The following is a 24,759-nucleotide window of genomic DNA, read 5'->3' as shown; positions in this document are numbered from 1 at the left end:
AATAAGTATTATAACAATAATAATTGGATTAATGTTGTTGGAACATGTGCAAAATAAATAGAAAGATTGAAATAGCGTTATACGGACTTGGATCCGAAACAGAAAGGTTCATAAAAGCATACACAAATGAATTAAATATAGTAGGGCTTCTTGACGGCTATAAAGAATCTGGAGAGCAGTTTGGCTATCCAATTATTTCTTTGCAGCAGGCTATTGATCTTAAAGTTGAGAGAATAATAGTTGTTGCTCGTCCAGGATCATGTAAGGTGATTGCAAAACGTATTAAAGACGCTTGTATAGCGAATGGCGTAGAAGTATATGATGTTCGTGGAAATAATTTATTAGAAGAAAAGCGAGCATCCTATGAATTTTCAAATATCGAAACCTATACCAAGGATGATTTAGTCAAGAAGGTAGATGAATCAGATGTAATTAGTTTTGATTTTTTTGACACACTAATCAACAGAAAAATAAGTGATTACACAGATATTTTTGATTTGGTTGCTAATCAAGTAGGTGTCAAAGAATTATCGCATATACGAATTATTGCTGAAAAAGAATTATCCCGTAATTCATCTCCAACACTTCTTGATATTTACACATGGGTAAAAGAAAAACTCACTGGTATAAAAGAGTCGGCTGAAGAATTAGCTTCAATTGAATTTCAAATAGACAGTAAAATGGTAGTTTCTCGAGATGATATGACTACCATCATTTCTTATGCAAAGAAAAACGGGAAAAAATTAATTCTTACAAGTGATACCTATTACACAAAAGAGCAAATGGAGGAATTGCTGGCAAAGTGTGGACTAGATATATTTGATGAGTTATTTGTCTCTTGCGAATATGGTACATTCAAAACACAGAAACTATTTTCACATGTTATTGAGGCAAATAGAGAAAAGAAGATTCTTCACATTGGAAATGATGAATTTGCAGATATAGAGAAAGCAAAGGAATATGGAATCGACACCTTTCACATATATGGAAATAATAGCATCATGGACGCGCTTGGCGGAATGGGAGTTGAATCGATAGCAGAGACATATTCTGACAGAGCTAAGCTTGGATTGTTTCTTTCAAGAAAGTTTTCAAGCCCATTTCAATTTGAGAATGGCACAAAAATAGAAATAGATGATTGTTTTGATATAGGCTACTATATTTGCGGTCCGATGATAGTTGATTTTATGCAATGGATGATTGCAAAGAAACAAGAACTTGGATTGGACGGCATCTTATTATGTGCAAGAGACGGGTATTTACTGAAGAAAATCTATAATAGATTTTGTGAAGATAAAGATGGTTTTTATTTTTTGACATCCAGAATATCTGCTATTCGTGCAGGAATAATGGATGAAGATGATATTAATTATGTAGATAGCATGAAATTCTTTGGTACCGAAAAGGAAAGTATGTTAGTCAGGTTTGGGATAGAAGATTATGTAGATGCCAAAGATAGGAATGCGCTGATATTGGAAAAGGCAAAGGATAAACGCCGCAACTATTTAAAATACATTGATTCATTAAATTTGCCAGATGGCAAACTGGGTGTGTTCGATTTTGTAGCTAAGGGTACGACTCAATTATTTTTGCATAAGTTTATGCCTCAGCAAATGAGCGGATTGTATTTCTTACAACTTGAGCCGGAGTTTATGGCTGATAAAGGTGTAGATATAGAATCTTTCTACACAGAAAAAGAGCGTGATACCAGTGCTATATTTGATAACTATTATATTCTAGAAACTATTCTTACATCACCTATGCCATCTGTTGATGAATTTGATGAAGATGGACAACCTGTCTATGCAAAAGAAACTAGAAGCGATGAGAATCTGGAGTGTGTATCGCGAATGCAGCAGGGGATTATGCAGTATGTAAATGATTATTTAGAAATTGTTCCCGTGTCCATGAGACAGCAGAATAAAATGTTGGATGAGGCATTTTTAACTTTAATTGGAAAGTTGGAAATCACTGATCAGTCATTTAAAAATCTTGTTGTAGAAGATCCATTTTTCGGAAGAATGACAAATATAGTTGATGTGATGTAAGCATTAGTGGGGTAAAATAGAAATCTAGCAATTCCGTTTACATAGCCGTACGGCTATTTTTATACAATACAAAGGCAAATATAGCCGTACGGCTAAGAGGCGTTTATGAAAGTAACGGATTCAAATCTATTAGGCCTTGATGTGGAGTTGAATGAGAGAGGGTAATATTTTAACCCTTCCTGCCGATATAAAGAATATAAAACAAAAGAGTTGATTCTTTCGGCAGGAAGACCAAATCTCCGTTGGTTGATTTGACAAAGGTCAGGTTGGCTGACGCGAAGGCACAGCAGAAGGACAATTCAAGAAAGGAACTTAATAATGACATTATCAGTATTTGCTTAAGAGCTGCTTTTTGACTTCTGAATGAAGTTGGGAGGCAGCTCGTTTTATGTATTATTACTCTTGACCTCCATCATTCATGGGATTATGATGAATTTTGTGCCTTTTTGGCGAGGCATAAAAGACATATTTGAGGATAGTGCAAAAAACTATCCTATGAGTGGAGGTATATTTAATGAAAAAGAACAAAGGACAGGAGCGAGGCAATAAGAAAATTAGTAGGCAGCTATTGATGGTATTGATTCCAATGGTTGCAGTTGCTATTGTTTTTGTAACTTCTTTTGTGGCAATTCGAGCAAAATCTGTAATCACAGAATCTGCTACAGATGCCTTAAATCAAGAGTCTAGAGCTAATTCCTTGGACATCGGCTCTCAGCTTGGAGACATTTTAAACTATTTTGATAGTGCTGCTGATTTAGTAGAATCTGGAACATTTACGGATGATTCAGAAATCGCAGCTATTTTGCAACCAGCATTAACTGCTTTTGAACAGGTTCCAAATGGTTGCTATATAGGATTATCAGATAAAACTTATATTGATCCATCGGGGTGGGATCCAGGGGCAGGTTACGACCCAACTCAGCGTGATTGGTACAAAGATGGTGCTGATAAATCCCAGATGACACTTGGTGCACCTTACATAGATGATTCTACAAATGAGATGATAGTATCAGCTTCGCGCCAAATTACATTAAAAGATGGCAGAACAGGCGTAATGGCAATTGACATTTCCTTGGCAGATATTTCAGCTACTGCAAGTCTTTATCAGCCAGGCGGAATTGGCAAAACTATGCTTTTCTATGAGAATATGATTCTTGCTCATCCAGAGACAGAATTCATAGGAACAACAATCGATTCACACAGTGATGATCCAATGACTACAGCTATTGGAAAAGAACTTTCTTCGGATCAGATTGGCAAAGTAAAAGGAATGCAAATAAAAGGTACATATTATTTTGTATCATTTAATGAGGTGCCAAATACAAACTGGATAATGGCTGCATATGTGTCTAAAAATGCTGTGTTAAAGGAACTTAACACATTTATGTATATAAGCATGATAATTGCAGCAGGTATTGTAGTTGCAATCACAGTCATACTTCTCAGTTTAATCAACAATATGATTACAAAGCCTGTAAGCAATCTTACTGAAAATATCACAAGAATTGCTAGTGGTGATTTCACAGTTGAAATACCAGAAGGTGGAAAAAACGAAATCGGAATCATGAATAACAATATGCATGATTACGTGGCTAGCATGAGAGAGACATTGGTAGAGATTAAATCAATGTCAGGAACACTTGCATCAGAAGCTAACACTAGCAAGGAAGTTTCAACAGATCTTAACGAGCGTGCAGAGGACCAAGCTAGCGCAATGCAGCAGATTCAGTTAACTATGGAAGACATGGCAAACGCTGTTACAGAGCTTGCAGAGAATGCGACAGATCTTGCGCAGCAGGTAGATGACCTTACACAACAGAGTGAATCAACAAAAGAAACTATGGATGATTTAGTATCTGCAGCCCGAACTGGTCAAAAGGATATGGAAGCTGTGCAGTCTGGAATGACAGCTGTTGCTGATTCGATGCAGGAAATGAATGAGGTTGTTTGCTCTGTAGATGAATCAGCAAAGAAGATTGATTCAATTGTAGATATGATTAATTCAATCTCTAGCCAGACAAATCTACTTTCTTTGAATGCTTCAATTGAGGCTGCGCGAGCAGGTGAAGCAGGACGAGGATTTGCAGTAGTTGCAGACGAAATTGGTGCATTGGCTCAGAATTCTGCGGAAAGCACTCAGCAGATTTCGGATATCATCAAAGAAATCTCAGAGCAAATCAGGTTGTTATCTGAAAAGGCTCAGCAGAATGTTGGGGAAATCAATCAAAGCATGGAGTCAGTAAATACTGCAGGTGAAACGTTTGAACAGATTTTCAAGAGCCTTGATAATGCTAGTGAAACTGTTGGAGAAATGATTCAGAAAATTGGAAGCATTGACGGTATAGCTTCTGCTATGGCTGCTATCTCAGAGGAACAGTCAGCTAGTACAGAGGAAGTAAGCGCTACAGCAACAACCCTTGCAGAGGGAGCTGAGCAGGTTGCATCTCATTCAAAGAAAGTTGATGGAAGTGCTACAGCAGTATCAGAGTCATCTGTAAGAATTGAAGATTTAATAAATCAATTTCAAGTGTAATAAATAGGAATATTGTGAAAAAGCCGTGGTGTTTCTTGAAATACCACGGCTTTTATTATAAAATTTTCACTGAAATCGTTTTCAATATACATTGTTTTATATAAAGGAGTGTTCAAAATGGTAGAATGGAAAAATTTTGATAAGCTCGAGTCATTCAAGACTCTCCAGGGGCTTAAGAATCAGGTAGAGCTCAAGACAGCTATGGCTGGTGCAAACGGTGCAAAGCGTGTTGCTGAGTACTGCGTGCCAATGTCAAACGGCATGGTTTACAACTTCGCTTCAAAGCAGGTTGATGACACAGTTCTTGATGCACTTGCAAAGCTTGCTGACGAGGCACAGCTTGTTGACAAGTTCGCAGCCCTCTACAACGGAGAGGTTATCAATACAGGTGAAAAGCGTCTCGTTCTTCACCAGCTCACACGTGGTCAGCTTGGCGATGATGTTATGGCTGATGGCGTTAACAAGAGAGAGTTCTATGTAAAGCAGCAGGAGCGCATCGCTGAGTTCGCAAACAAGGTTCACGCTGGCGAAATCGTTAACGAAGCAGGCGAGAAGTTCACATCTGTTGTTCAGATTGGTATCGGTGGATCAGACCTTGGTCCTCGCGCTATGTACCTTGCTCTTGAGAACTGGGCAAAGGTTACAGGCACATTCAAGATGGAGGCTCACTTCATTTCAAATGTAGATCCTGATGATGCAGCAGCTGTTCTTGCAGGCGTTGATGTTGCTCACTCTATCTTCATCCTCGTTTCTAAGTCAGGTACAACACTTGAGACACTTACAAACGAGTCATTTGTTAAGGATGCTCTTAAGAACGCTGGTCTTGATGCTTCAAAGCACATGATCGCAGTTACATCAGAGACATCTCCACTTGCAAAGTCATCTGATTACCTTGATGCATTCTTCATGGATGATTACATCGGCGGCCGTTACTCATCTACATCTTCAGTAGGTGGCGCAGTTCTTTCACTTGCATTCGGTCCTGATGTATTTGCTCGTTTCCTTAACGGTGCAGCTGCAGAGGATGCTCTTGCAAAGAACACAGATATCCGCAAGAACCCAGCATTACTTGATGCACTTATCGGCGTATACGAGAGAAATATCCTTGGATATGAGTCTACAGCCGTTCTTCCATACTCACAGGCACTTAGCCGTTTCCCTGCTCACTTACAGCAGCTCGACATGGAGTCAAACGGCAAGAGCGTTAACCGTTTCGGCGAGGCAATTGATTACGTTACTGGTCCAGTTATCTTTGGTGAGCCAGGTACAAACGGACAGCACAGTTTCTACCAGCTCCTTCACCAGGGAACAAACATCATCCCTCTTCAGTTCGTTGGCTTCAAGAACAGCCAGATGGCAACAGATGTTGTAATCGAAGGCAGTACATCACAGCAGAAGCTTAAGGCAAACGTTGCAGCTCAGATTATGGCATTCGCTTGCGGTAAGGATGATGACAACCGCAACAAGTACTTCGAGGGCAACCGTCCATCATCAATCATCGTTGGTGATCAGCTTACACCAGAGACACTTGGTGCACTCCTTGCTCACTTCGAGAACAAGGTTATGTTCCAGGGATTTGCATGGAATGTTAACTCATTCGATCAGGAAGGTGTTCAGCTTGGTAAGGTACTTGCAAAGAAGGTACTTGCTGGCGATACATCAGATGCACTTGCAGCATACGCAAAGCTTCTTGATATTTAAAATTATAGCAAATAATAAAACTTTGTTTGATTATTTGCTATACTGGAGCAGCTTTTGCCGAAGGCAAATTTCCAATAGCTGCGACTTCCCTTATTATTAAATGTTTATTAAAAATGGCTATCGCTTATTGCGGTAGCTGTTTTTTTACGTTACGATAGGTTCTAGACGAAATAATGGAGTGGGGTAATATGGCATATCAAGACAATGAGCAAGAGCAGGTTACTAAAACATGGGCAGGGGAAAAAGCAAAGCTAGCCCAGATGCCTTTAGACAAAAAGATTGGATACGTATTTACGTATTATTGGATGCACATGTTGATTGTGCTTGTCATCATCGGAGTGATTGGTTGGTTCGTCCACCATCAGATGACGTACATAGATTACAAGCTTTACGGAGTTGTTATCAATTCATCTCAGGTCGATGAAAACCTAGAAAAAACGCTGCCGGAGCTGCTTGGCATGGATAAGCACGAAGGCTTCTCCATGGTGGCTGGTTTATCCGGAGATGTGGATGCAAATTCAACAGCCTACTACAATCAAATCGATATCTACACCGTATCAGGGCAGATGGATTTCGCCTTCACCGACGAAGCAGGCGTACAGTATTTATGCGACCTTGGCACACCACTGGATGTGACAAAGCAGCTTCCCGACAATCTCTTAGATTTATGGGCAAATCGCGAAGCTACTTTCAGTCAACGCAACGAAAACGACGACACATACTTCGACAACTACGCAGCCATCGATATTTCCGGCACAAAAGTTCAGGAATACTTCGGCTTGGATGACAACATGTGTTATCTAGTCATTGTTGATTTATCAGGGAATGAAGAATACATGCAGAATTTCTACAATCTGCTTTATGAAATAGAAATAGGAGAATAGGTTTTGGAAAAATTATTTAACAACAGATTTATTGATGGGATTTCAAAAATCGCAGACGTGATTTTGATTAGTTTTTACTTCTTAGCTTGCGCATTGCCACTTGTGACAATCGGCGCCAGCTCTACAGCCCTTTACTATGCCACCCATAAATGCATCTACAAGGGCCGCGGCTACACCACTGAGTTCTTCCACTCATTCAAGGACAACTTCAAGCAGTCCACATTATCATGGCTGATTTTCATTTTGCTATACGCAATCCTTGGAGGCGACATCTACATCACCAGAAATTACTTATCCCCAGACAGCCCATTTGCTGCAGCATCAATTTTCTTCATGGTGCTTTTAGTCTTCACAGTACTTTGGGCAATCTACCATTTTGCATACATCGCCCGCTTTGAAAATGGCTTCAAGGAATCATTCAAAGTCTCAGCAGTTTTCATGATTGCAAACATCGGCTGGACACTTGTAATGCTTGTGCTTTTAATCGCCATCTATTACCTTTGCTACAGATTCCTATTTTTAATATTATTCGCACCAGGAATCATTTCCTGCACATTGCACCCAATCCTCGAAAAAGTCTTCCGCAAATACATGTCCGAGGAAGACATCGCAAAAGAGGATGAATTATAAAATACAACGAGGATGCCAATTGATTGGCATCCTCGTTTTTTATAAAAAAGAATTAGATATTAGAAATGTAGAAATAAATCTTTTCTAGATTAAGTAAGGTAATCATTGATTTTACTATCAATTAACTTTGTGCTTAATGGATAATTGGTGGACTCAAACGATGTGATTACATTTTTGCCAACCAAATGTCCATTGGCTTCATAGAGAGCTAGTTTGCTCAGATTATTTGAGTTGTAATCCAGGCTATCGGCAAGACCTAAATGTTCCCAAATCAAAGTTTCTCTAGTGGTTTTGTTTAAAACAAGAAAGTCGGGATACTTTATTAATCCATCAATAATAAGGCTTGGTTCATAAGCATAAGGAATTCCATAATCCAACAATCTGTCCGCAATGATTTTTTCGGATTTTGATCTAACCAATTCGCCATTATTTGTATAGACTCCGTTTTCTATAGGAAAAGTGTTTAATGAGCCGGGATGTTGAAGATGCCATTCATCAATGAATGATTCTATGTCGGGAACAATAGGCTTAATCAAAGAGCGTTTGCCTGGATTGAAAGAATAGTAAACACTATCAATCTCCACGTAGATATCAAAATGAATCCCGCGTTGGTAACGATTGATTAAATCTTTAAGTTTCTTTAGAAGCTTAATATAGTAATCTCGCTGACAAATGGATGCGATAAAACCTATGTTATCGGCGGATAGGTATTTTCCTGATGTTTCAGAACGGTTTTTGTAATAATAATATCGAGGATATCCTTTGCTACTTTCTAATCTTATGTAACCCTTGGGAGCGGATAATAGTTCTTTGTCAACCACGTCGATTAGATTGTAGATGCTAGCTTCCGTTCTGCTAGTATCAATATTTAAAACTGTATTCATAACTACTCCTGTTTAATGTGTAAATAAGACATGATAAGGCGAATTAAAGGAGAAATGCGAAGGTTGGCTGACTTGAGTAAGAGAATATGATCGAATTAATTAGTAAAAAGGCATAGTTTATAAGTAAAATGGGCCGACTTAAGTGAAAAAAGAGAGAAAAGGAATTTCACTTATATGGTTTTTGATGAATTGTTAAGTGTATTATGTAGATAGAAATAATAAACTTAAAATCGTCATGACCACTTAAGTTTATTGGCGTTTTTGAAAAATAAACTTAAAAAATGTGGAAGCTTGAGAGAGGATGTTAAGTGTATATACGACAAATAAGAAATAAACTTATCAAGCATAGCAATGTTGTTAAGTGAAAGAAAAGAAAATTGTAATAAACTTAACTTTGATTAAAATATTTTAAGTAAAATTAAGTGAAAAATAGAATCCTGTATATAAACTTAACCGCATTCACAACTTTTAAGTGGAATAAGCGAATGCTATAGATAAACTTAACAATTCTAAAAGGTTCAGCCAGCTAAAGCCAATAATAATCCAGTCAAGGCATTTAAAACCCTTGCGCAATCTCCTATAAAGCCATTATTCAATTGTCTTTGGTGGGAAAAAGCCGATAAATCGGCGTGACATGCAAATAATCCGGGTAATGCTGCTGTTCATTACGCAATTGATACTGCATGAAATTGAAATGTGTGTTGTGAGTCACACGAGTGTTATATATAACATAGATAAAACAAAATTGTCAAGTATAATAACATAAACGAGATGGTACAAACAAATGTTTGACTAATCATACCGCTGTGCTATAATACATTACATACGATTGTGTACAATTGAACCGAAAGGCTAAACTATGGATTTCAAATTACATTCTGAATATAAGCCAACAGGCGACCAGCCTCAGGCAATCGCAGATTTGGTGCGAGGTTTCAAAGAAGGAAACCAGATGCAGACACTTCTTGGCGTTACCGGTTCTGGAAAGACATTCACCATGGCCAATGTTATCGAGCAGCTCAACAAGCCAACCTTGATCATTGCTCACAACAAGACTTTGGCGGGCCAGCTGTATTCCGAGTTTAAGGAATTCTTCCCGGAGAACGCTGTGGAATACTTTGTGTCTTACTATGATTATTATCAGCCAGAGGCCTATGTGCCTAGCACTGATACATACATCGCGAAGGATTCTTCAATTAATGATGAAATAGACAAGCTGCGCCTTTCGGCCACAGCTTCATTATCAGAAAGACGAGATGTAATTATTGTCTCGTCTGTTTCTTGCATTTACGGCATCGGCGAGCCGGACGATTTCCAAAACATGATGGTTAGTCTGCGCCCGGGAGATATGAAGGACAGGGACGATGTTATTCACGAATTGATAAACATCCAGTACATGCGAAATGACATGGATTTTGACCGAGGCACATTCCGTGTTCGCGGTGACACGCTAGAGGTTATCCCGGCTAACACCAGCGATTACGGCATTCGGATCGAGTTCTTCGGAGATGAAATCGACCGTATTTGCGAGACAGATATTATGACAGGCCAGGTGAAACGAGAGCTAGAGCATGTTGCGATTTTTCCAGCCAGCCACTATGTCATCCCTCAGGACAAGATTAACGCAGCTTGTGCCAGCATCGAAGCAGAGCTGGATGAGAGAGTGAAGTTCTTTAAATCAGAGGATAAGCTTATTGAGGCTCAGCGTATCGCAGAGCGTACAAACTTCGATATTGAAATGCTACGTGAAACAGGCTTTTGCTCCGGCATCGAAAATTACAGCCGCCACATGACGAATCAGCAGCCGGGGGAGCCACCAAAGTGTTTGATTGATTATTTCAACGACGACTTCCTTATTATAGTGGACGAGAGTCACATCACATTGCCACAGGTTCGTGGTATGTTTGCAGGTGACCAGGCCCGCAAAAAGACGCTGGTTGAGTATGGCTTCAGATTGCCATCAGCTCTCGACAACCGACCTCTAAACTTTGGTGAGTTCGAATCAAAAATTGACCAGATTATGTTTGTGTCAGCCACACCAGGTGATTATGAGGAAGAGCACGAGCTGCTTCGCACAGAGCAGGTTATACGCCCAACAGGTCTTCTTGATCCAGAGGTTGAGGTGCGCCCAGTTGAGGGGCAGATAGATGACCTTTTCAATGAAATCCAGAAGGAAGTTGAAAAGAAAAATAAGGTAATGATTACAACTCTCACCAAGCGAATGGCAGAGGATTTAACAGATTATCTGGCAGAGCTTGGAGTTAGAGTAAAATACATGCACTCCGATATTGATACCATGGAGCGTGCAGAAATCATCAGGGATTTGCGACTGGATGTGTTTGATGTTCTGGTTGGAATCAACCTTCTTAGGGAGGGATTGGACATTCCGGAAATCACACTTGTTGCCATTCTCGACGCTGATAAGGAGGGCTTCCTTCGAAGTGAGCGTTCGCTGATTCAGACAATTGGCCGTGCCGCTCGAAATTCCGAGGGTCACGTTATCATGTACGCAGATACCATGACAGAATCCATGGAAAAGGCCATCTCCGAGACAGAGCGTCGTAGAGAAATCCAAAAGGCTTACAACAAGGAGCATGGCATCACTCCGCAGACAATACAAAAATCAGTCCGTGAGCTTATTTCTATTTCTAAGGAAATCGCTCACAAGGAGATGCAGTTCAAGAAGGATCCTGAAGAGATGAACAAGCAGGAGCTTGAGAAGCTGATTGGCGACATTCAGAAGAAGATGAAGAAAGCCGCCACAGAGCTTAACTTCGAAGCTGCCGCAGAATATCGTGACAAGATGGTTGAGCTTAAAAACATGCTTAGAGATATGTATGAAGAGTAATGGTAGCTTGCAGGATAGACTTGTAAAACAAGTCGTTTTTATGAGGAAAAGAAAATGAAAGAAAGAAAATACATAAAAATAAAGGGTGCCAATGAGCATAACCTGAAAAATGTCAGCCTAGATATTCCTCGTGATGAATTTGTTGTTCTCACGGGATTATCAGGCTCAGGTAAATCTTCGTTGGCATTCGATACAATTTTTGCCGAGGGTCAGCGCCGCTATATGGAGTCACTTTCTTCCTATGCCCGTCAGTTCCTTGGCCAGATGGAAAAGCCAAATGTAGAGCACATGGAAGGTATGCCACCTGCCATCTCAATTGATCAGAAAAGCACCAACCATAACCCACGTTCTACAGTCGGCACTGTTACAGAGATTTATGACTACATGCGTCTGCTTTACGCTCGATGCGGTGTGCCTCACTGTCCAAATTGCGGCAAGCCAATCAGCAAACAGACTGTAGACCAGATGGTTGATGCCATTATGGCACTTCCAGAACGCACAAAGATTCAGCTTCTTGCCCCAGTTGTCCGTGGACGAAAGGGTACACATGAAAAGCTTTTTGAAAAGGCAAAGAAATCAGGCTATGTTCGTGTAAATGTAGATGGCAATGTTTACGATTTATCCGAAGAGATAAAGCTTGATAAAAATATAAAGCACAACATTGAAATCGTTGTTGACCGACTTGTTATAAAGGAAGGCATTGAAAAGCGTCTTACAGATTCCATTGAAGCAGTGCTCAAGCTGGCTGAAGGATTGATGATTGTTGATGTAATCGACGGCGAACCAATCAATTTCTCTGAGGGATTCTCATGTCCTGATTGTGGAATCAGCATTGATGAGGTGGAGCCACGAAGCTTCTCCTTCAACAATCCATTTGGTGCCTGTCCAGAGTGCTTCGGTCTTGGATACAAGATGGAGTTTGATGAGGACTTAATGATTCCTGACAAGAGCCTTTCTTTCAATGAGGGGGCAGTTCAGGTTATCGGTTGGCAGTCATCCAACAAATCCACAAGCTTTGCTCACGCTTTGCTTGAGGCACTTGCCAAGGAATACAAGTTTTCTCTCGACACTCCATACAAGGAGCTCCCTGAGAAGATTCGCCACATGTTCATCCATGGATTCGACAAGTCAGTAGATGTTCATTACGAAGGCCAACGAGGCCGCGGAGTGTACCCTACCGTATTCGAAGGCCTTATCGAAAATGTTAGCCGTAGATATAAAGAGACATATTCAGAGTCTGCAAAGAAAGAGTACGAGGAGTTCATGTTCTACAGCGATTGTCCATGCTGTCATGGTCAGCGTCTGAAGAAGGAATCGCTTGCAGTTACTTTGGATGATAAAAACATTTTCGAAATGACTCAGTATCCTGTCCGTGAATTGTACGAAATGATTGACGGTCTCAATCTTACAGAGCAGCAGAAAAAAATCGGTGCAGTTGTCTTGAAGGAAATCAAGGCTCGTCTGAAGTTCATGGTAGATGTTGGCCTGGATTATCTTACACTTAGCCGTGCAACAGCCACACTTTCAGGTGGAGAGGCACAGCGAATCCGTCTTGCAACACAGATTGGTTCAGGTCTTGTTGGCGTAGCCTACATCTTGGATGAGCCATCTATTGGTCTTCATCAAAAAGATAACGATAAGTTATTAGCATCCCTCAAAGGCCTCAGAGACCTTGGAAATACGCTGATCGTAGTAGAACACGACGCTGATACTATGCGCGCTGCGGATTATCTTGTGGATATCGGTCCTCGCGCCGGCAAGGACGGTGGAGAAGTCATCGCCGCTGGTACACCAGAGGAGATTATGGCATGTCCAGAATCTATCACCGGTCAGTATCTTAGTGGCAAGCTTTGCATCCCTGTTCCAAAGGAGCGCCGCGAGCCAAAGGGATGGCTTACTATCAAGGGCGCCCGCGAGCATAACCTTAAAAATATCGACGTTGATATTCCTCTTGGAATCATGACAGTTGTTACCGGTGTGTCTGGTTCAGGAAAGAGCTCTCTTGTAAATGAGATTCTTTACAAGGATTTGGCAAAGCGCCTGAATCGTGCCAGAAAAGTATCTGGAAAGCACGATGATATTATTGGAACAGAGGCCCTTGATAAGGTTATCGATATCGACCAGTCTCCAATCGGACGTACACCACGTTCTAACCCTGCTACTTACACAGGTGTGTTTGATTTGATTCGTGATTTGTTTGCTGGAACAACTGAGGCGAAGGAGCGCGGATACAATAAAGGAAGATTCTCCTTCAACGTAAAGGGCGGCCGATGTGAAGCCTGCTCAGGAGATGGTATCATCAAAATCGAGATGCACTTCCTTCCAGATGTTTATGTTCCTTGTGAAGTCTGCGGCGGCAAGCGTTACAACCGAGAGACTTTGGAGGTTCATTATAAGGGTAAGACAATTTACGATGTGCTTGATATGACAGTTGAAGAGGCTGTGGAATTCTTCAAAAATGTTCCAAGCATTCTTAATAAAATCCAGGCACTGTATGATGTAGGTCTTGGCTACATCAAGCTTGGACAACCAAGCACCACACTTTCAGGTGGAGAGGCCCAACGAATCAAGCTTGCTACAGAGCTTTCACGTCGTGCTACAGGCAAGACAATCTACATCCTGGACGAGCCAACTACTGGTCTTCATTTTGACGATGTAAATAAGCTTGTTGAAATCATGCGCAAGCTATCTGACTCAGGAAACACAGTCGTAGTAATCGAGCACAACCTTGATGTTATTAAGTGTGCAGACTACATAATTGACATGGGTCCAGATGGAGGTGATCGTGGCGGAACTGTTATAGCTAAGGGTACACCAGAAGACATCGTAAAGGTAAAAAAGAGTTATACGGGGCAATATTTGAAAGATTATATATAAAACCGCACGTTCGCAGAGGTGAGGAAGATTGGAGTTTAGTTATATTTTTTCACAAATCTTCACATAGCCATCACATAAGCACTGTATATTACTTCATGTACTAGCGGAAAGCTAATACCAAATTTTTCATAACTCAGCGACCGAAGGAGACTTTGGTCGCACTCCCCGAGAATTACGCCAGCGTTTTACGCTGGCTTTTTTTTACTTGAATAATGAAATAATTCGTTTATAATAGAAACGTGAAAATGCGCAATTCTGCCGATAAGGCAGTAGAATAGATTAGAATTAGAAAGGATAATAACATGGCAGCATCAGATATCGGAATTGATTTGGGTACAGCAAGCGTTCTTGTATATGCAAAGGGCAAGGGCGTTGTTTTAAAAGAGCCTTCAGTTGTGGCTTTTGATAGAGATACTAATAAGATTAAGGAAATCGGCGAGGAGGCACGTCTTATGATTGGACGTACTCCTGGTAATATCGTGGCAGTTCGTCCACTTCGTCAGGGTGTTATCTCTGACTACACAGTTACAGAGAAAATGATTAAGTACTTCGTTCAGAAGGCAATGGGCAAGAAGAGCTATCGTAAGCCTCGTATTGCTGTTTGTGTTCCTTCTGGTGCTACAGAGGTTGAGAAGCGTGCCGTTGAGGATGCAGCTTTTGCAGCAGGTGCTCGTGAGGTTTCTATTATTGAGGAGCCTATCGCAGCAGCTATCGGTGCTGGTATCGACATTTCCCTTCCTATGGGAAATATGATCGTAGATATCGGTGGTGGTACAGCAGATATCGCAGTTATCTCACTTGGAAGCTCAGTAGTCAGCACATCTATCAAGGTTGCTGGTGATGATTTCGACGAGGCTATCGTTCGTTATATGAGAAAGAAGCACAACCTTCTTATCGGTGAGCGTACAGCCGAGGATATCAAGATCAAGATCGGTCGTTGCTTCCCACTTGGCGAGGCAGAGACTATGGACGTTAGAGGACGTAACCTTGTTTCAGGTCTTCCAAAGACAATCACTGTTTCTTCAGAGGAGACAGAGGAAGCTCTCAAGGAATCTACAATGCAGATCGTTGAGGCTATTCACTCAGTTCTCGAGAAGACTCCACCAGAGCTTGCAGCCGATGTTGCAGACAGAGGTATCGTTCTTACAGGTGGTGGTGCCCTTCTTCGTGGTCTTGAGGAGCTTATCGAGGACCGCACAGGCATCAACACAATGACTGCTGATGAGGCAATGACATGTGTAGCTATCGGTACAGGTCGCTATGTTGAGCTTCTTGCAGGAGATTAATTAAATAATATTGAATGTTTGACCCCTTTATATGGTAAAATGATTATGAAGAATAATATTTTTCCATAAAAGGGGTTAATTTTATTTTTCAGAAAACCGATAAAAGAGATGGAGAGTATTATAACCAAGTCTAAAAGAAGGGAGACTCCATGGTAAAAGGACTCTATACAGCCTATACAGGCATGATTAATGAGCAGAAGCGTCTTGATACTATTACTAACAACCTTGCCAACTCCAACACTACAGGCTTTAAAAAGGAAGGCATGGTGGCACAGTCGTTTGACGAGCGCCTAGCAATCAAGATTAAGGACACATCAGCACTTGCAAACAGACCAGAAGGAATCGGATACATTTCTCTTGGTACAAAGGTAGGAGAGACTTACACTAACTGGGAGCAGGGCGGATTCCAGATTACCGACAAACCTTCAGATTTAGCAGTTGCGGGAAGCGGATTCTTCGCAGTTGCTTACACTAACAAAGCTGGTGAAACATCAGTCATGTACACACGAGATGGTGCTTTCACTGTAGACACAGATGGTTATATCAGAACATCCAACGGAGATTACCTCCTCAATTCAGAGGGAGCCATGACGGGACAGTACGGAGAGGACTATTACGTACAGATTGATCCAGCATTGGAATATGCAGTATCGAAGGATGGTACAATCACTCAGAATGGCGAGGAAGTCGATACAATCGGATTGGTGGATGTGGCTGATTACGATTACATCAATAAATACGGCGAAAACCTCTATTCACTTATTGATGGAGGAGAAATAATAGAAGCGGAAAATGGCTACATAGAGCAGGGTGTTCTTGAATCATCCAATGTCAATGTAGTTGATGAAATGGTTACAATGATTACCATAGCCAGAGCATACGAGGCAGGCCAGAAAATGATTCAGGCCGAGGATGAAACGCTTGATAAAACAGTTAATCAAGTAGGCCAGGTATAATTTCTAGGAGGAATTAGCTTATGATGAGATCTTTGTGGGCTGCAGCTTCAGGAATGAAGAGTCAGCAGACATCAGTAGACACAATTGCAAATAACCTTGCAAATGTTAACACCACAGCATATAAAGCTCAGAATACACAGTTCAAGACTTTACTATATCAAACACTCCAGGCAACCAGCACAAACGCAGAGGGTGAGGCAAAACCTACTAGCGCACAGGTTGGACTTGGTACAAGAGTTGCATCAATCAACTCTAACTTTACACAGGGACCACAGCAGGCAAATGATAGCAATACAGCGATGTGCATCACAGGCGAAGGCTTCTTTGCTGTACAGGATGGTGAGGAAACTCACTACACCAGAAATGGTAACTTCACATGGGCTATCGACAACACCGGAGCGAAGGTTCTTACTACAGCTGAAGGCTACAAGGTACTAGATCAGGCAGGACGTCCTATCACACTTCCAGCCACAGCTGGTGAAAATGGATTTACAGTAAACCCAGATGATGCATCTGTTTCATATAGAAATCCTGATGGTACATACACCAATACGGGCCAGTCAATTGCTTTGTATCAGTTTACAAACAGAGTTGGTCTTTCAAAAATCGGTGAAAACTTATATGATGAGACAGTAGCTTCTGGCGAGCCAGTTTCAGAATGGAACACAAACGGAGTTATCAGAAGTTCTGTTTTCCAGAACTACTTGGAAGGCTCAAATGTTAACGTTGCAGATGAAATGGTAAATCTTATCATCTCACAGCGTGCATATGAAATGAACTCAAAGGCAATTACTACTTCAGACACCATGTTGGAGCAGGCTAATAACCTTAAGAGATAAAGTAACAAGCCTACGCGGAGCGTAGGTTAACTAGCTGATAGAAGAGGGGATGCGGATGATGCCAAATCTATCTAATAGGGGGATTGAGAAATGGATTTAACGAGTATGAATACGTATTTGCAATCGCAATACACCAACCAGGCAAAAGCAACAGCGGAAACAACTGCCAAATCAATTGGCAACATTTCCCAGAATTCATCAAGAGAAGAAATCGAAGAGGCTGTAAAAAGCTTCGAGACTTACATGATGGAGCAGGTTGTAAAACAGGTTAAGGAGTCTTTTGTAAACGAAGACGAAGAAAACAAAGACACAAATATGTCGATGTACAAGGATTTGTATATGGACAAAGCAATCACAGAGGTTGCATCTCAGCTTGTAGACCAAATCGGTGGAGATGTAACAGATGATTTTGTTGAGCAGATTATGCGCAACTATGGAATTACCGGAACAACAGGCGCTCAGACAGAATCCGCAGGTGTTGACGCAGCCACAGTTTCAGAAGACATCGCACAGACAAACGCGTCAAAAGTGACAGAAGTTTTAGCATAATGACCACCGCGTACATATAGTACGCGGTGTTTTTTTATGCTATTATTGTACCCATGGAAGAATTAACGGGTTACGTAGAAAACATAATTTTTAGAAATACAGATAATGGATACACAGTTCTGGACTTTGTGGCAGACGACGATTTGCTCACATGTACAGGACTTTTTCCTGTAATTGGAGAAGGTGAGAATCTTCTCCTTCGTGGAGAATTTGTGGAACATCCAACCTACGGCAGGCAGTTCAAGGTGGCCAGCTATGAGGTGGAGGCACCAGCAGATGAGCTTTCCATGGAAAGATATTTAGGCTCAGGAGCTATCAAGGGTATCGGCCCAAAGCTTGCAGCCAGAGTGGTAAAGAAGTTCGGTGCTGATACCTTCAGAATCATAGAGGACGAGCCTGAGCGTCTTGCGGAGGTAAAGGGCATTTCTATCACAAAGGCTATGGAAATTTCTGACCAGATTGTTGGAGCCAAGGATATCCGAAATGCCATTATTTTTCTTGATAAATACGGCCTTCACGGCAATAAGGCTATCAAAATCTACAATCGTTTCGGCAATGAAATCTACAATGTAATACAGACAAATCCATACAAGCTTGCAGATGAAATTTCGGGAATCGGATTTAAAACTGCAGATGAAATCGCAAGCCAGGTGGGCATAAAGGTGGACTCTGAATTCCGAATCAAGGGTGGTATTCAATATATACTTGGCCAGGGCGCTGGAATGGGACATACCTATCTTCCTATCGAGACACTGAACCACATGTCACAGGATTTGCTAAAGGTGGATGAAGCTACAATCGATGCCCAGATTATGAACCTTGCTATGGATAGCAAGATTATTATAAAAAAGGATGTTGAGGGTAATCGTCAGGTGTATTCAAAGGCATTCTATCGCATGGAAGAGTCAATCGCCGGCATGCTTCGCGAGCTGGATGTGAAATATAGCGTCGATAAAGAAGACCTTTCAAACACTATCCGAAGAATCGAAATAGAAGAAAATGTTGAGCTTGATGTGCTTCAGAAGAATGCTGTAATTGCTGCAGCAGAGCGAGGCTTTTTCGTACTTACTGGTGGACCAGGTACAGGTAAAACCACCACTATCACTACAATGATTAAGCTGTTTGAGGACCAGGGCTACAATATCTTCCTAGGTGCGCCTACTGGCCGCGCGGCAAAGCGAATGAGTGAGGCCACCGGCTACGAGGCCAGAACAATTCATCGTATGCTTGAGGTTGCAGGAAACATGAATGACGATGATAGCGTCACATCTTTTGCCAGATTCGACCGTAATGAGGAGAATCCTCTTGAGTGTGATGTAATCATCATCGACGAGATGTCCATGGTAGACGTTTCATTGATGTATTCCTTGCTAAAGGCTATTTCGCCGGGTACCAGACTTATCCTCGTAGGTGATGAAAATCAGCTTCCAAGCGTTGGCCCTGGAAATGTTCTAAAGGATATTTTAGCATCAGAAAGATTTACAGCAGTTACATTAAAAAAGATTTTCCGTCAAGCTCAGGAAAGTGACATCGTCGTAAATGCTCATAAAATCCACCAAGGAGAGCATGTTGTACTTGATAATAAATCAAAGGATTTCTTCTTCTTAAAGAGAGACGATGCAGATACAATCATCAATGTAATGCTCACTCTTGTTAGAGATAAAATGCCAAAATACGTAGATGCTGGTATTAGCGAGATTCAGGTACTCACCCCTACCAGAAAGGGCTTGATAGGTGTAGAACGATTAAATGGAATCCTTCAGAATTTCCTGAATCCGCCTGCGCCTAACAAAAAAGAGTGGTCAGGAGATACTCGTATTTTCCGTGAGGGCGATAAGGTTATGCAGATTCGTAACGATTATCAGCTTGAGTGGGAAGTCACCGGTGGCTACAACATCACCATAGAAAAGGGTGTTGGTGTCTTTAATGGAGATGTGGGAATCATCAAGGATATTAACGATTGGGCCAAGACCATCACAGTAGAATACGAAGAAAGACGAAGAGTGGTTTATCCATTTGCTAACTTGGATGAGTTGGAGCTTGCATATGCTATTACTATTCACAAGTCTCAGGGCTCTGAATATCCAGCAGTTGTAATGCCAGTTATGGATGGTCCAAAGATGTTGATGAACAGAAACATTCTCTACACAGCCATTACCAGAGCAAAAAAATGCGTCACCATGGTAGGCGACGCAAATGTATTTTACTCTATGGTGGATAATACATCCCAGGCTGCTAGATATTCTGGATTGAAAGACAGAATACAGGAAGCCTTTACAGAATAGCTTTAATATATAAATCTTTGTTGACAGAATCGGCGAGATTGATGATGTCGCCGTTGTCCATTTGAATAACAGGTCGTGAAAGGTTGCTCTTATTGATGTAAACCACGCGGCCTGTTTTTGCATTATTAAGAATAATGCGGCTGTTGCTGTAAGCGTTTGCAATACGCTCAAGGAAAGTGAGCACGTATTTGGTGTGGTATTTCTGAAGTCCTTCTTTTTCAAACTCAGCAATAACTTGGAATGAACAAAGTGGATCGCGATGTGCTCTGGCACATGTCATTGCATCGTAAACATCGGCGATGGCAACGATACATGAGAAGTCGTCCATCTCATCTTCCAGAAGACCTCTAGGATAGCCACTTCCGTCGCTTCGCTCGTGATGCTGTAAAGCAGCGGAAAGAATTCTAGAATCAAAGCCCTTATTATTAAGAAGCTTTTTGCCAAGAAGAGGATGAGTCTTCATAGTAGCGTATTCTTCTGCGGTCAGCTTATCAGGCTTGTTCAGAATAGATTCTGGTATCTGTGTCTTACCAATATCATGAAGAAGACCGGCAAGTGTAAGGACGTTCAAATCATTCTTTGGAAGCTTAAGCCATTTTCCGATTGAACGGGAAATGAGGGCTACGTTCAAAGAGTGAGTGTAAATTGGGTCATCTAAGTTACGCATGTTTGAAAGCATATCTAAAAGCTCAAGTGAAGTCTTTGATTTGAAAAGAGATTCACAGTTCTCAAGCATGAGGTCGGAGCATTCTGCGCCACCTCCTGCGATAATAGCTTCAAAGTTTTCTTTTAAGTAACCGATATTCAACGCATAGTCTGATTGGAACTTCTGAAATTTTGGAGAAGCCTTCAGGCGCTGAGTATAGGTGATCTGGTCACTGACTCTTGATTCTGGTTTAGCGGAAGCAGGAGCAGGCGTTGGTTCTGGTTCTGGTTCAGGCTCTGGCTCAGGTTCTGGCTCAGGGTCCTCAACAGTAACCGCTTCGATTTTGTAGAAGGCAAGCTTGGCAATAAGCTGATTAGTCAGCGTTTCACCGGCTTTTGAAATGGTCTGGCCACGCTTGGTCAAGATAGGTTCAGCTATAACCATACCAGCCTTCAATTCGTCTACTGCTAGTGTCATTGTTCTACCTCTAATTTTTCATAATTATATATTATAATTATACGTATACAATTTCGGGATTACAAGGCAATACTTAGACGATGACAGTTATAAAAATATGTCTATTGCCGAAACTCCCATATGACGTTATACTATATAAGCTTAGGCAACTAATTTTTTTATTTTAAGAAAGAGAGTCAAAAAATGGAAAAGTTACTTTTTACTTCAGAGTCAGTAACAGAAGGCCATCCAGATAAGGTATGTGATGCCGTATCGGATGCCATCCTCGATGCTTGCCTAGCTGAAGATCCAATGAGCCGTGTTGCTTGTGAAACTGCTTCATGTACAGGATTCGTTCTTGTAACAGGCGAAATCACAACAAAGGCACAGCTTGATGTTCCAGCTATTGTACGCAAGACTCTTCTTGAAATCGGTTATGACGATGGAAAGAAAGGCATCGACGGAAACTCTTGCGCTGTTATGGTCGCTCTTGATCAACAATCCGCTGACATTGCTATGGGTGTTGACAAGGCTCTTGAGGCAAAGGAAGGCTCACTTACAGATGACCTGGATACAGGCGCTGGTGACCAGGGTATGATGTTCGGTTACGCTACTAACGAAACAGAAGAACTCATGCCTTATCCTATTTCTCTTGCTCATAGACTTGCTCTTCAGCTTACCAATGTCCGCAAGGATGGCACACTTAGCTATCTTCGCCCAGACGGCAAAACACAGGTATCTGTAGAGTATGACGAGGCTGGCAAGCCAGTTCGACTTGAGGCTGTAGTTTTATCTACTCAGCATGATGAAGATGTTACTCAGGAACAGATTCACGAAGACATCAAAAAATACGTATTCGATCCAGTCCTTCCAAAGGACATGATTGATGATAAGACAAAGTTTTACATCAATCCAACAGGACGTTTCGTTATTGGTGGTCCTCATGGCGATGCAGGTCTTACAGGACGTAAGATCATCGTAGACACATACGGTGGATACGCTCGTCACGGCGGCGGTGCTTTCTCAGGAAAGGACTGCACAAAGGTAGACCGTTCAGGTGCATATGCAGCACGTTACGTTGCAAAGAACATCGTAGCAGCAGGTCTTGCAGACAAATGCGAGATTCAGCTTTCATACGCTATCGGTGTTGCTGAACCTACATCAGTTATGGTTGATACATTTGGCACAGGAAAGCTTTCAGATGAAAAGATTATCGAAATCGTTCGCGAGAACTTCGATCTTCGTCCAGCAGGAATCATCAAGATGCTCGACCTTCGTCGTCCAATCTATCGTCCAACAGCAGCTTATGGTCACTTCGGCCGTACAGATGTTAAGCTTCCATGGGAAGCAACAGACAAAGCAGAGGCTTTAAAGAAATATCTTTAATAAATCACTTATGTTATAATTTAGGCAGTCCTTAGGGGCTGCCTATTTTTTATGAGGTAAGTATTATGAAGCTAAAAAACAGACTTATTATTTCTTTTTTTATAATTACACTTGTTCCAGTGGCACTGTTTTGCAGTTTGATGCTGGGAATGAAAAAACTTGTATTGGAGGCCACGGAAGAGCAACTAATATCCAATGAGATTATACATTCTTTCAAGAGCTATATGGATGAGGCAGGCAAGTTTGATGAATTAGTTACAAACTTTTGTATTTCTGAATTCGTAATTCTGCTTTTGACTGCAATCATTATGGTTGTTTGGATATACCGTGGAATCGCTCCACAGCTGAAGACGTTGAAGCTTGCAGCTAACAACATCAAAGAAGGAAATCTTGATTTTAGCGTAGCAAGCCAAGGTACAGATGAAATGAGTGAGCTTTGTAATGCATTTGAAGACATGCGAGTTCGCCTTAAGAATAATGCCAAGGATAGACTAGAGGATGAGGCAGAACAGAGGGCATTGATTTCAAATATCGCTCACGACCTTAAGACTCCAATCACTGCAATCAAAGGCTATGCAGAAGGTATGCTTGATGGTGTTGCAGACACACCAGAAAAGCAGGAGAAATACATTCGCACAATTTACAACAAGGCCAATGAAATGAATACACTGATTAATGAGTTGACCTTGTATTCAAATATCGATACCAACAAGATTCCATACAATTTCCAGAAGCTCAACTTGAGAGCATACTTTGAGGATTGCATTGAAGAGCTTGGGATGGATCTTGAAAATCAGCATATCAGGCTTGATTATGCTAATTTTGTAGATCCAGATGTTTTGATAATTGCAGACCCAGAGCAGCTAGGTCGTATCATTCACAATATCGTCAGCAATTCTGTTAAATACATGAGGGCAGATGTGGCATCCCGTGTTGGTATAGTCATAAAGGATGTTGGTGATTTTGTTCAGGTGGAAATTTCGGACAATGGCAAGGGAATTGCAACACAGGATTTGCCATATGTTTTTGATAGATTCTATAGAGCTGATACATCCCGCAATTCTGCAGCCGGTGGAAGCGGTATTGGTCTTTCAATAGTAAAGAAAATTATCGAGGACCACGGCGGCAAGATTTGGGTTACAAGCAAGGAAAACGAAGGTACAACAATGTATTTCGTCATTAGAAAATTCATTGAAAATGAGGAGGTCGTATAATGAGTAGAATATTAATCATCGAAGATGAGGAAGCAATTGCAGAGCTTGAAAAGGATTACTTAGAGCTTTCTAATTTCGAGGTAGATATAGAAGCTGATGGAGAAAAGGGCTTACAGAAGGCATTGGCAGGCAACTACGACATGTACATCTTGGATTTAATGCTTCCAGGGGTAGATGGATTTGAGCTTTGCAAGCGTATCCGTGAGGTTAAAAATGTACCTATCCTCATGGTTACAGCTAAAAAAGAAGAAATCGACAAAATCAGAGGGCTCGGCCTTGGCGCAGATGATTACATCACAAAGCCATTTTCACCAAGTGAGCTTGTAGCTAGAGTAAAGGCTCATCTTGCAAGATATGAGCGTCTTGTTCAGTCGCCAGCTATTCAAAAGAATGAAATCAGCATTCGTGGACTTAGAATCGACAAGGCCAGCCGCCGTGTATGGATAAATGGCGAGGAAAAGACATTTACTGCAAAGGAGTTTGATTTACTTACATTCCTTGCGGAAAATCCTAATGTCATTTACTCAAAGGAGCAGCTTTTTGAGACACTTTGGGGAGAGGAATCAATCGGTGATATCTCTACTGTTACAGTGCATGTAAATAAGATTCGCGAAAAAATTGAATTAAATACATCTAAGCCACAGTACATTGAAACAATCTGGGGCGTAGGCTACAGATTTAAAGTGTGAGAATTTTGCGAAAACTATGAAAGAATACAGAAAAGTGCTAAAATTCTA

Annotated in this window: 17 protein-coding genes; 15 read left to right on the top strand and 2 right to left on the bottom strand. The window is 41.3% G+C overall.

All coding sequences use genetic code 11. The features are described 5' to 3' along the window. Positions 1 to 44 precede the first annotated feature (44 nt). The 5 genes from CRN97_RS04155 (at position 45) to CRN97_RS04135 (ending at position 7,796) form a co-directional block, all read left to right on the top strand. A complete protein-coding gene (locus tag CRN97_RS04155; protein WP_097075969.1) occupies positions 45 to 2,048 on the top strand; it encodes a hypothetical protein in 2,004 nt (667 codons plus the stop codon). A gap of 514 nt (positions 2,049 to 2,562) precedes the next feature. Next, positions 2,563 to 4,581 carry a methyl-accepting chemotaxis protein gene (locus CRN97_RS04150; RefSeq protein WP_097075968.1) on the top strand — a complete coding sequence of 673 codons (2,019 nt, stop codon included), beginning with the start codon at positions 2,563 to 2,565 and terminating at the stop codon, positions 4,579 to 4,581. A 117-nt stretch (positions 4,582 to 4,698) separates the two neighbouring features. After that, positions 4,699 to 6,282, top strand: coding sequence for a glucose-6-phosphate isomerase (locus CRN97_RS04145; protein WP_074790861.1), 1,584 nt, complete (start codon positions 4,699 to 4,701; stop codon positions 6,280 to 6,282). Positions 6,283 to 6,470: 188 nt separating this feature from the next. Then, on the top strand, positions 6,471 to 7,166 hold the full coding sequence (locus CRN97_RS04140) for a hypothetical protein (RefSeq protein ID WP_097075967.1): 696 nt from the start codon (positions 6,471 to 6,473) through the stop codon (positions 7,164 to 7,166). Between the two features lie 3 nt (positions 7,167 to 7,169). Continuing rightward, the gene (locus CRN97_RS04135) at positions 7,170 to 7,796 is read left to right on the top strand and encodes a YesL family protein (RefSeq protein WP_097075966.1); all 627 of its coding nucleotides are present in this window, start codon (positions 7,170 to 7,172) and stop codon (positions 7,794 to 7,796) included. An 89-nt stretch (positions 7,797 to 7,885) separates the two neighbouring features. Here CRN97_RS04135 and CRN97_RS04130 read toward each other — a convergent pair whose 3' ends face one another. Then, on the bottom strand, positions 7,886 to 8,680 hold the full coding sequence (locus tag CRN97_RS04130; protein WP_097075965.1) for a hypothetical protein: 795 nt from the start codon (positions 8,678 to 8,680) through the stop codon (positions 7,886 to 7,888). 859 nt (positions 8,681 to 9,539) lie between these two features. Between CRN97_RS04130 and uvrB the strand changes: the two genes are divergently transcribed. The 7 genes from uvrB to recD2 all read left to right on the top strand — a co-directional run bounded on the left by uvrB (position 9,540) and on the right by recD2 (position 20,320). Then, positions 9,540 to 11,528, top strand: a complete 1,989-nt coding sequence (gene uvrB, locus CRN97_RS04125) for an excinuclease ABC subunit UvrB (protein WP_097075964.1) — start codon at positions 9,540 to 9,542, stop codon at positions 11,526 to 11,528. A gap of 54 nt (positions 11,529 to 11,582) precedes the next feature. Then, on the top strand, positions 11,583 to 14,405 hold the full coding sequence (uvrA, locus tag CRN97_RS04120) for an excinuclease ABC subunit UvrA (protein ID WP_090482861.1): 2,823 nt from the start codon (positions 11,583 to 11,585) through the stop codon (positions 14,403 to 14,405). A 302-nt stretch (positions 14,406 to 14,707) separates the two neighbouring features. Next, complete coding sequence (gene mreB, locus CRN97_RS04115) at positions 14,708 to 15,691, top strand: rod shape-determining protein (protein ID WP_033152819.1); 984 nt, start codon at positions 14,708 to 14,710, stop codon at positions 15,689 to 15,691. Positions 15,692 to 15,840: 149 nt separating this feature from the next. After that, on the top strand, positions 15,841 to 16,647 hold the full coding sequence (locus tag CRN97_RS04110; RefSeq protein WP_097075963.1) for a flagellar hook-basal body protein: 807 nt from the start codon (positions 15,841 to 15,843) through the stop codon (positions 16,645 to 16,647). A 20-nt stretch (positions 16,648 to 16,667) separates the two neighbouring features. Continuing rightward, positions 16,668 to 17,486: a flagellar hook-basal body protein gene (locus tag CRN97_RS04105; protein WP_097075962.1), complete on the top strand. Its 819-nt coding sequence runs from the start codon at positions 16,668 to 16,670 to the stop codon at positions 17,484 to 17,486. A gap of 90 nt (positions 17,487 to 17,576) precedes the next feature. Beyond that, entirely contained in the window at positions 17,577 to 18,035 is a 459-nt protein-coding gene (locus CRN97_RS04100; RefSeq protein ID WP_097075961.1) for a hypothetical protein, read from the top strand. Between the two features lie 53 nt (positions 18,036 to 18,088). Beyond that, positions 18,089 to 20,320 carry an SF1B family DNA helicase RecD2 gene (gene recD2, locus CRN97_RS04095; RefSeq protein WP_179670672.1) on the top strand — a complete coding sequence of 744 codons (2,232 nt, stop codon included), beginning with the start codon at positions 18,089 to 18,091 and terminating at the stop codon, positions 20,318 to 20,320. Here recD2 and CRN97_RS04090 read toward each other — a convergent pair. Further along, the gene (locus CRN97_RS04090; protein ID WP_097075960.1) at positions 20,310 to 21,443 is read right to left on the bottom strand and encodes an HD-GYP domain-containing protein; all 1,134 of its coding nucleotides are present in this window, start codon (positions 21,441 to 21,443) and stop codon (positions 20,310 to 20,312) included. The two genes, recD2 and CRN97_RS04090, sit on opposite strands and share 11 nt — an antisense overlap. Before the next feature lie 183 nt (positions 21,444 to 21,626). Between CRN97_RS04090 and metK the strand changes: the two genes are divergently transcribed. The 3 genes from metK (at position 21,627) to CRN97_RS04075 (ending at position 24,711) form a co-directional block, all read left to right on the top strand. Further along, on the top strand, positions 21,627 to 22,808 hold the full coding sequence (metK, locus tag CRN97_RS04085) for a methionine adenosyltransferase (RefSeq protein WP_074790876.1): 1,182 nt from the start codon (positions 21,627 to 21,629) through the stop codon (positions 22,806 to 22,808). A 65-nt stretch (positions 22,809 to 22,873) separates the two neighbouring features. Further along, entirely contained in the window at positions 22,874 to 24,022 is a 1,149-nt protein-coding gene (locus CRN97_RS04080) for a sensor histidine kinase (protein ID WP_179670671.1), read from the top strand. Then, positions 24,022 to 24,711, top strand: coding sequence for a response regulator transcription factor (locus CRN97_RS04075; protein ID WP_033152829.1), 690 nt, complete (start codon positions 24,022 to 24,024; stop codon positions 24,709 to 24,711). The genes CRN97_RS04080 and CRN97_RS04075 overlap by 1 nt, the downstream gene beginning before the upstream one ends. The last annotated feature ends 48 nt before the right edge of the window (positions 24,712 to 24,759 follow it).

This window comes from Pseudobutyrivibrio ruminis DSM 9787 (genome assembly GCF_900218035.1).
Lineage (GTDB): Bacteria > Bacillota > Clostridia > Lachnospirales > Lachnospiraceae > Pseudobutyrivibrio > Pseudobutyrivibrio ruminis.
Note: the sequence above shows the minus strand (reverse complement) of the source record. Positions and strands in the feature narration are given on the sequence as shown.

Bases quoted from the DNA above. Each gene is read 5' to 3' on its own strand.
- recD2 (WP_179670672.1), top strand. From the start codon at position 18,089: ATGGAAGAATTAACGGGTTACGTAGAAAACATAATTTTTAGAAATACA.
- CRN97_RS04145 (WP_074790861.1), top strand. From the start codon at position 4,699: ATGGTAGAATGGAAAAATTTTGATAAGCTCGAGTCATTCAAGACTCTC.
- uvrB (WP_097075964.1), top strand. From the start codon at position 9,540: ATGGATTTCAAATTACATTCTGAATATAAGCCAACAGGCGACCAGCCT.
- uvrA (WP_090482861.1), top strand. From the start codon at position 11,583: ATGAAAGAAAGAAAATACATAAAAATAAAGGGTGCCAATGAGCATAAC.
- CRN97_RS04150 (WP_097075968.1), top strand. From the start codon at position 2,563: ATGAAAAAGAACAAAGGACAGGAGCGAGGCAATAAGAAAATTAGTAGG.
- mreB (WP_033152819.1), top strand. From the start codon at position 14,708: ATGGCAGCATCAGATATCGGAATTGATTTGGGTACAGCAAGCGTTCTT.
- CRN97_RS04100 (WP_097075961.1), top strand. From the start codon at position 17,577: ATGGATTTAACGAGTATGAATACGTATTTGCAATCGCAATACACCAAC.
- metK (WP_074790876.1), top strand. From the start codon at position 21,627: ATGGAAAAGTTACTTTTTACTTCAGAGTCAGTAACAGAAGGCCATCCA.
- CRN97_RS04090 (WP_097075960.1), bottom strand. From the start codon at position 21,443: ATGACACTAGCAGTAGACGAATTGAAGGCTGGTATGGTTATAGCTGAA.
- CRN97_RS04110 (WP_097075963.1), top strand. From the start codon at position 15,841: ATGGTAAAAGGACTCTATACAGCCTATACAGGCATGATTAATGAGCAG.
- CRN97_RS04155 (WP_097075969.1), top strand. From the start codon at position 45: ATGTGCAAAATAAATAGAAAGATTGAAATAGCGTTATACGGACTTGGA.
- CRN97_RS04075 (WP_033152829.1), top strand. From the start codon at position 24,022: ATGAGTAGAATATTAATCATCGAAGATGAGGAAGCAATTGCAGAGCTT.
- CRN97_RS04130 (WP_097075965.1), bottom strand. From the start codon at position 8,680: ATGAATACAGTTTTAAATATTGATACTAGCAGAACGGAAGCTAGCATC.
- CRN97_RS04140 (WP_097075967.1), top strand. From the start codon at position 6,471: ATGGCATATCAAGACAATGAGCAAGAGCAGGTTACTAAAACATGGGCA.
- CRN97_RS04080 (WP_179670671.1), top strand. From the start codon at position 22,874: ATGAAGCTAAAAAACAGACTTATTATTTCTTTTTTTATAATTACACTT.
- CRN97_RS04105 (WP_097075962.1), top strand. From the start codon at position 16,668: ATGATGAGATCTTTGTGGGCTGCAGCTTCAGGAATGAAGAGTCAGCAG.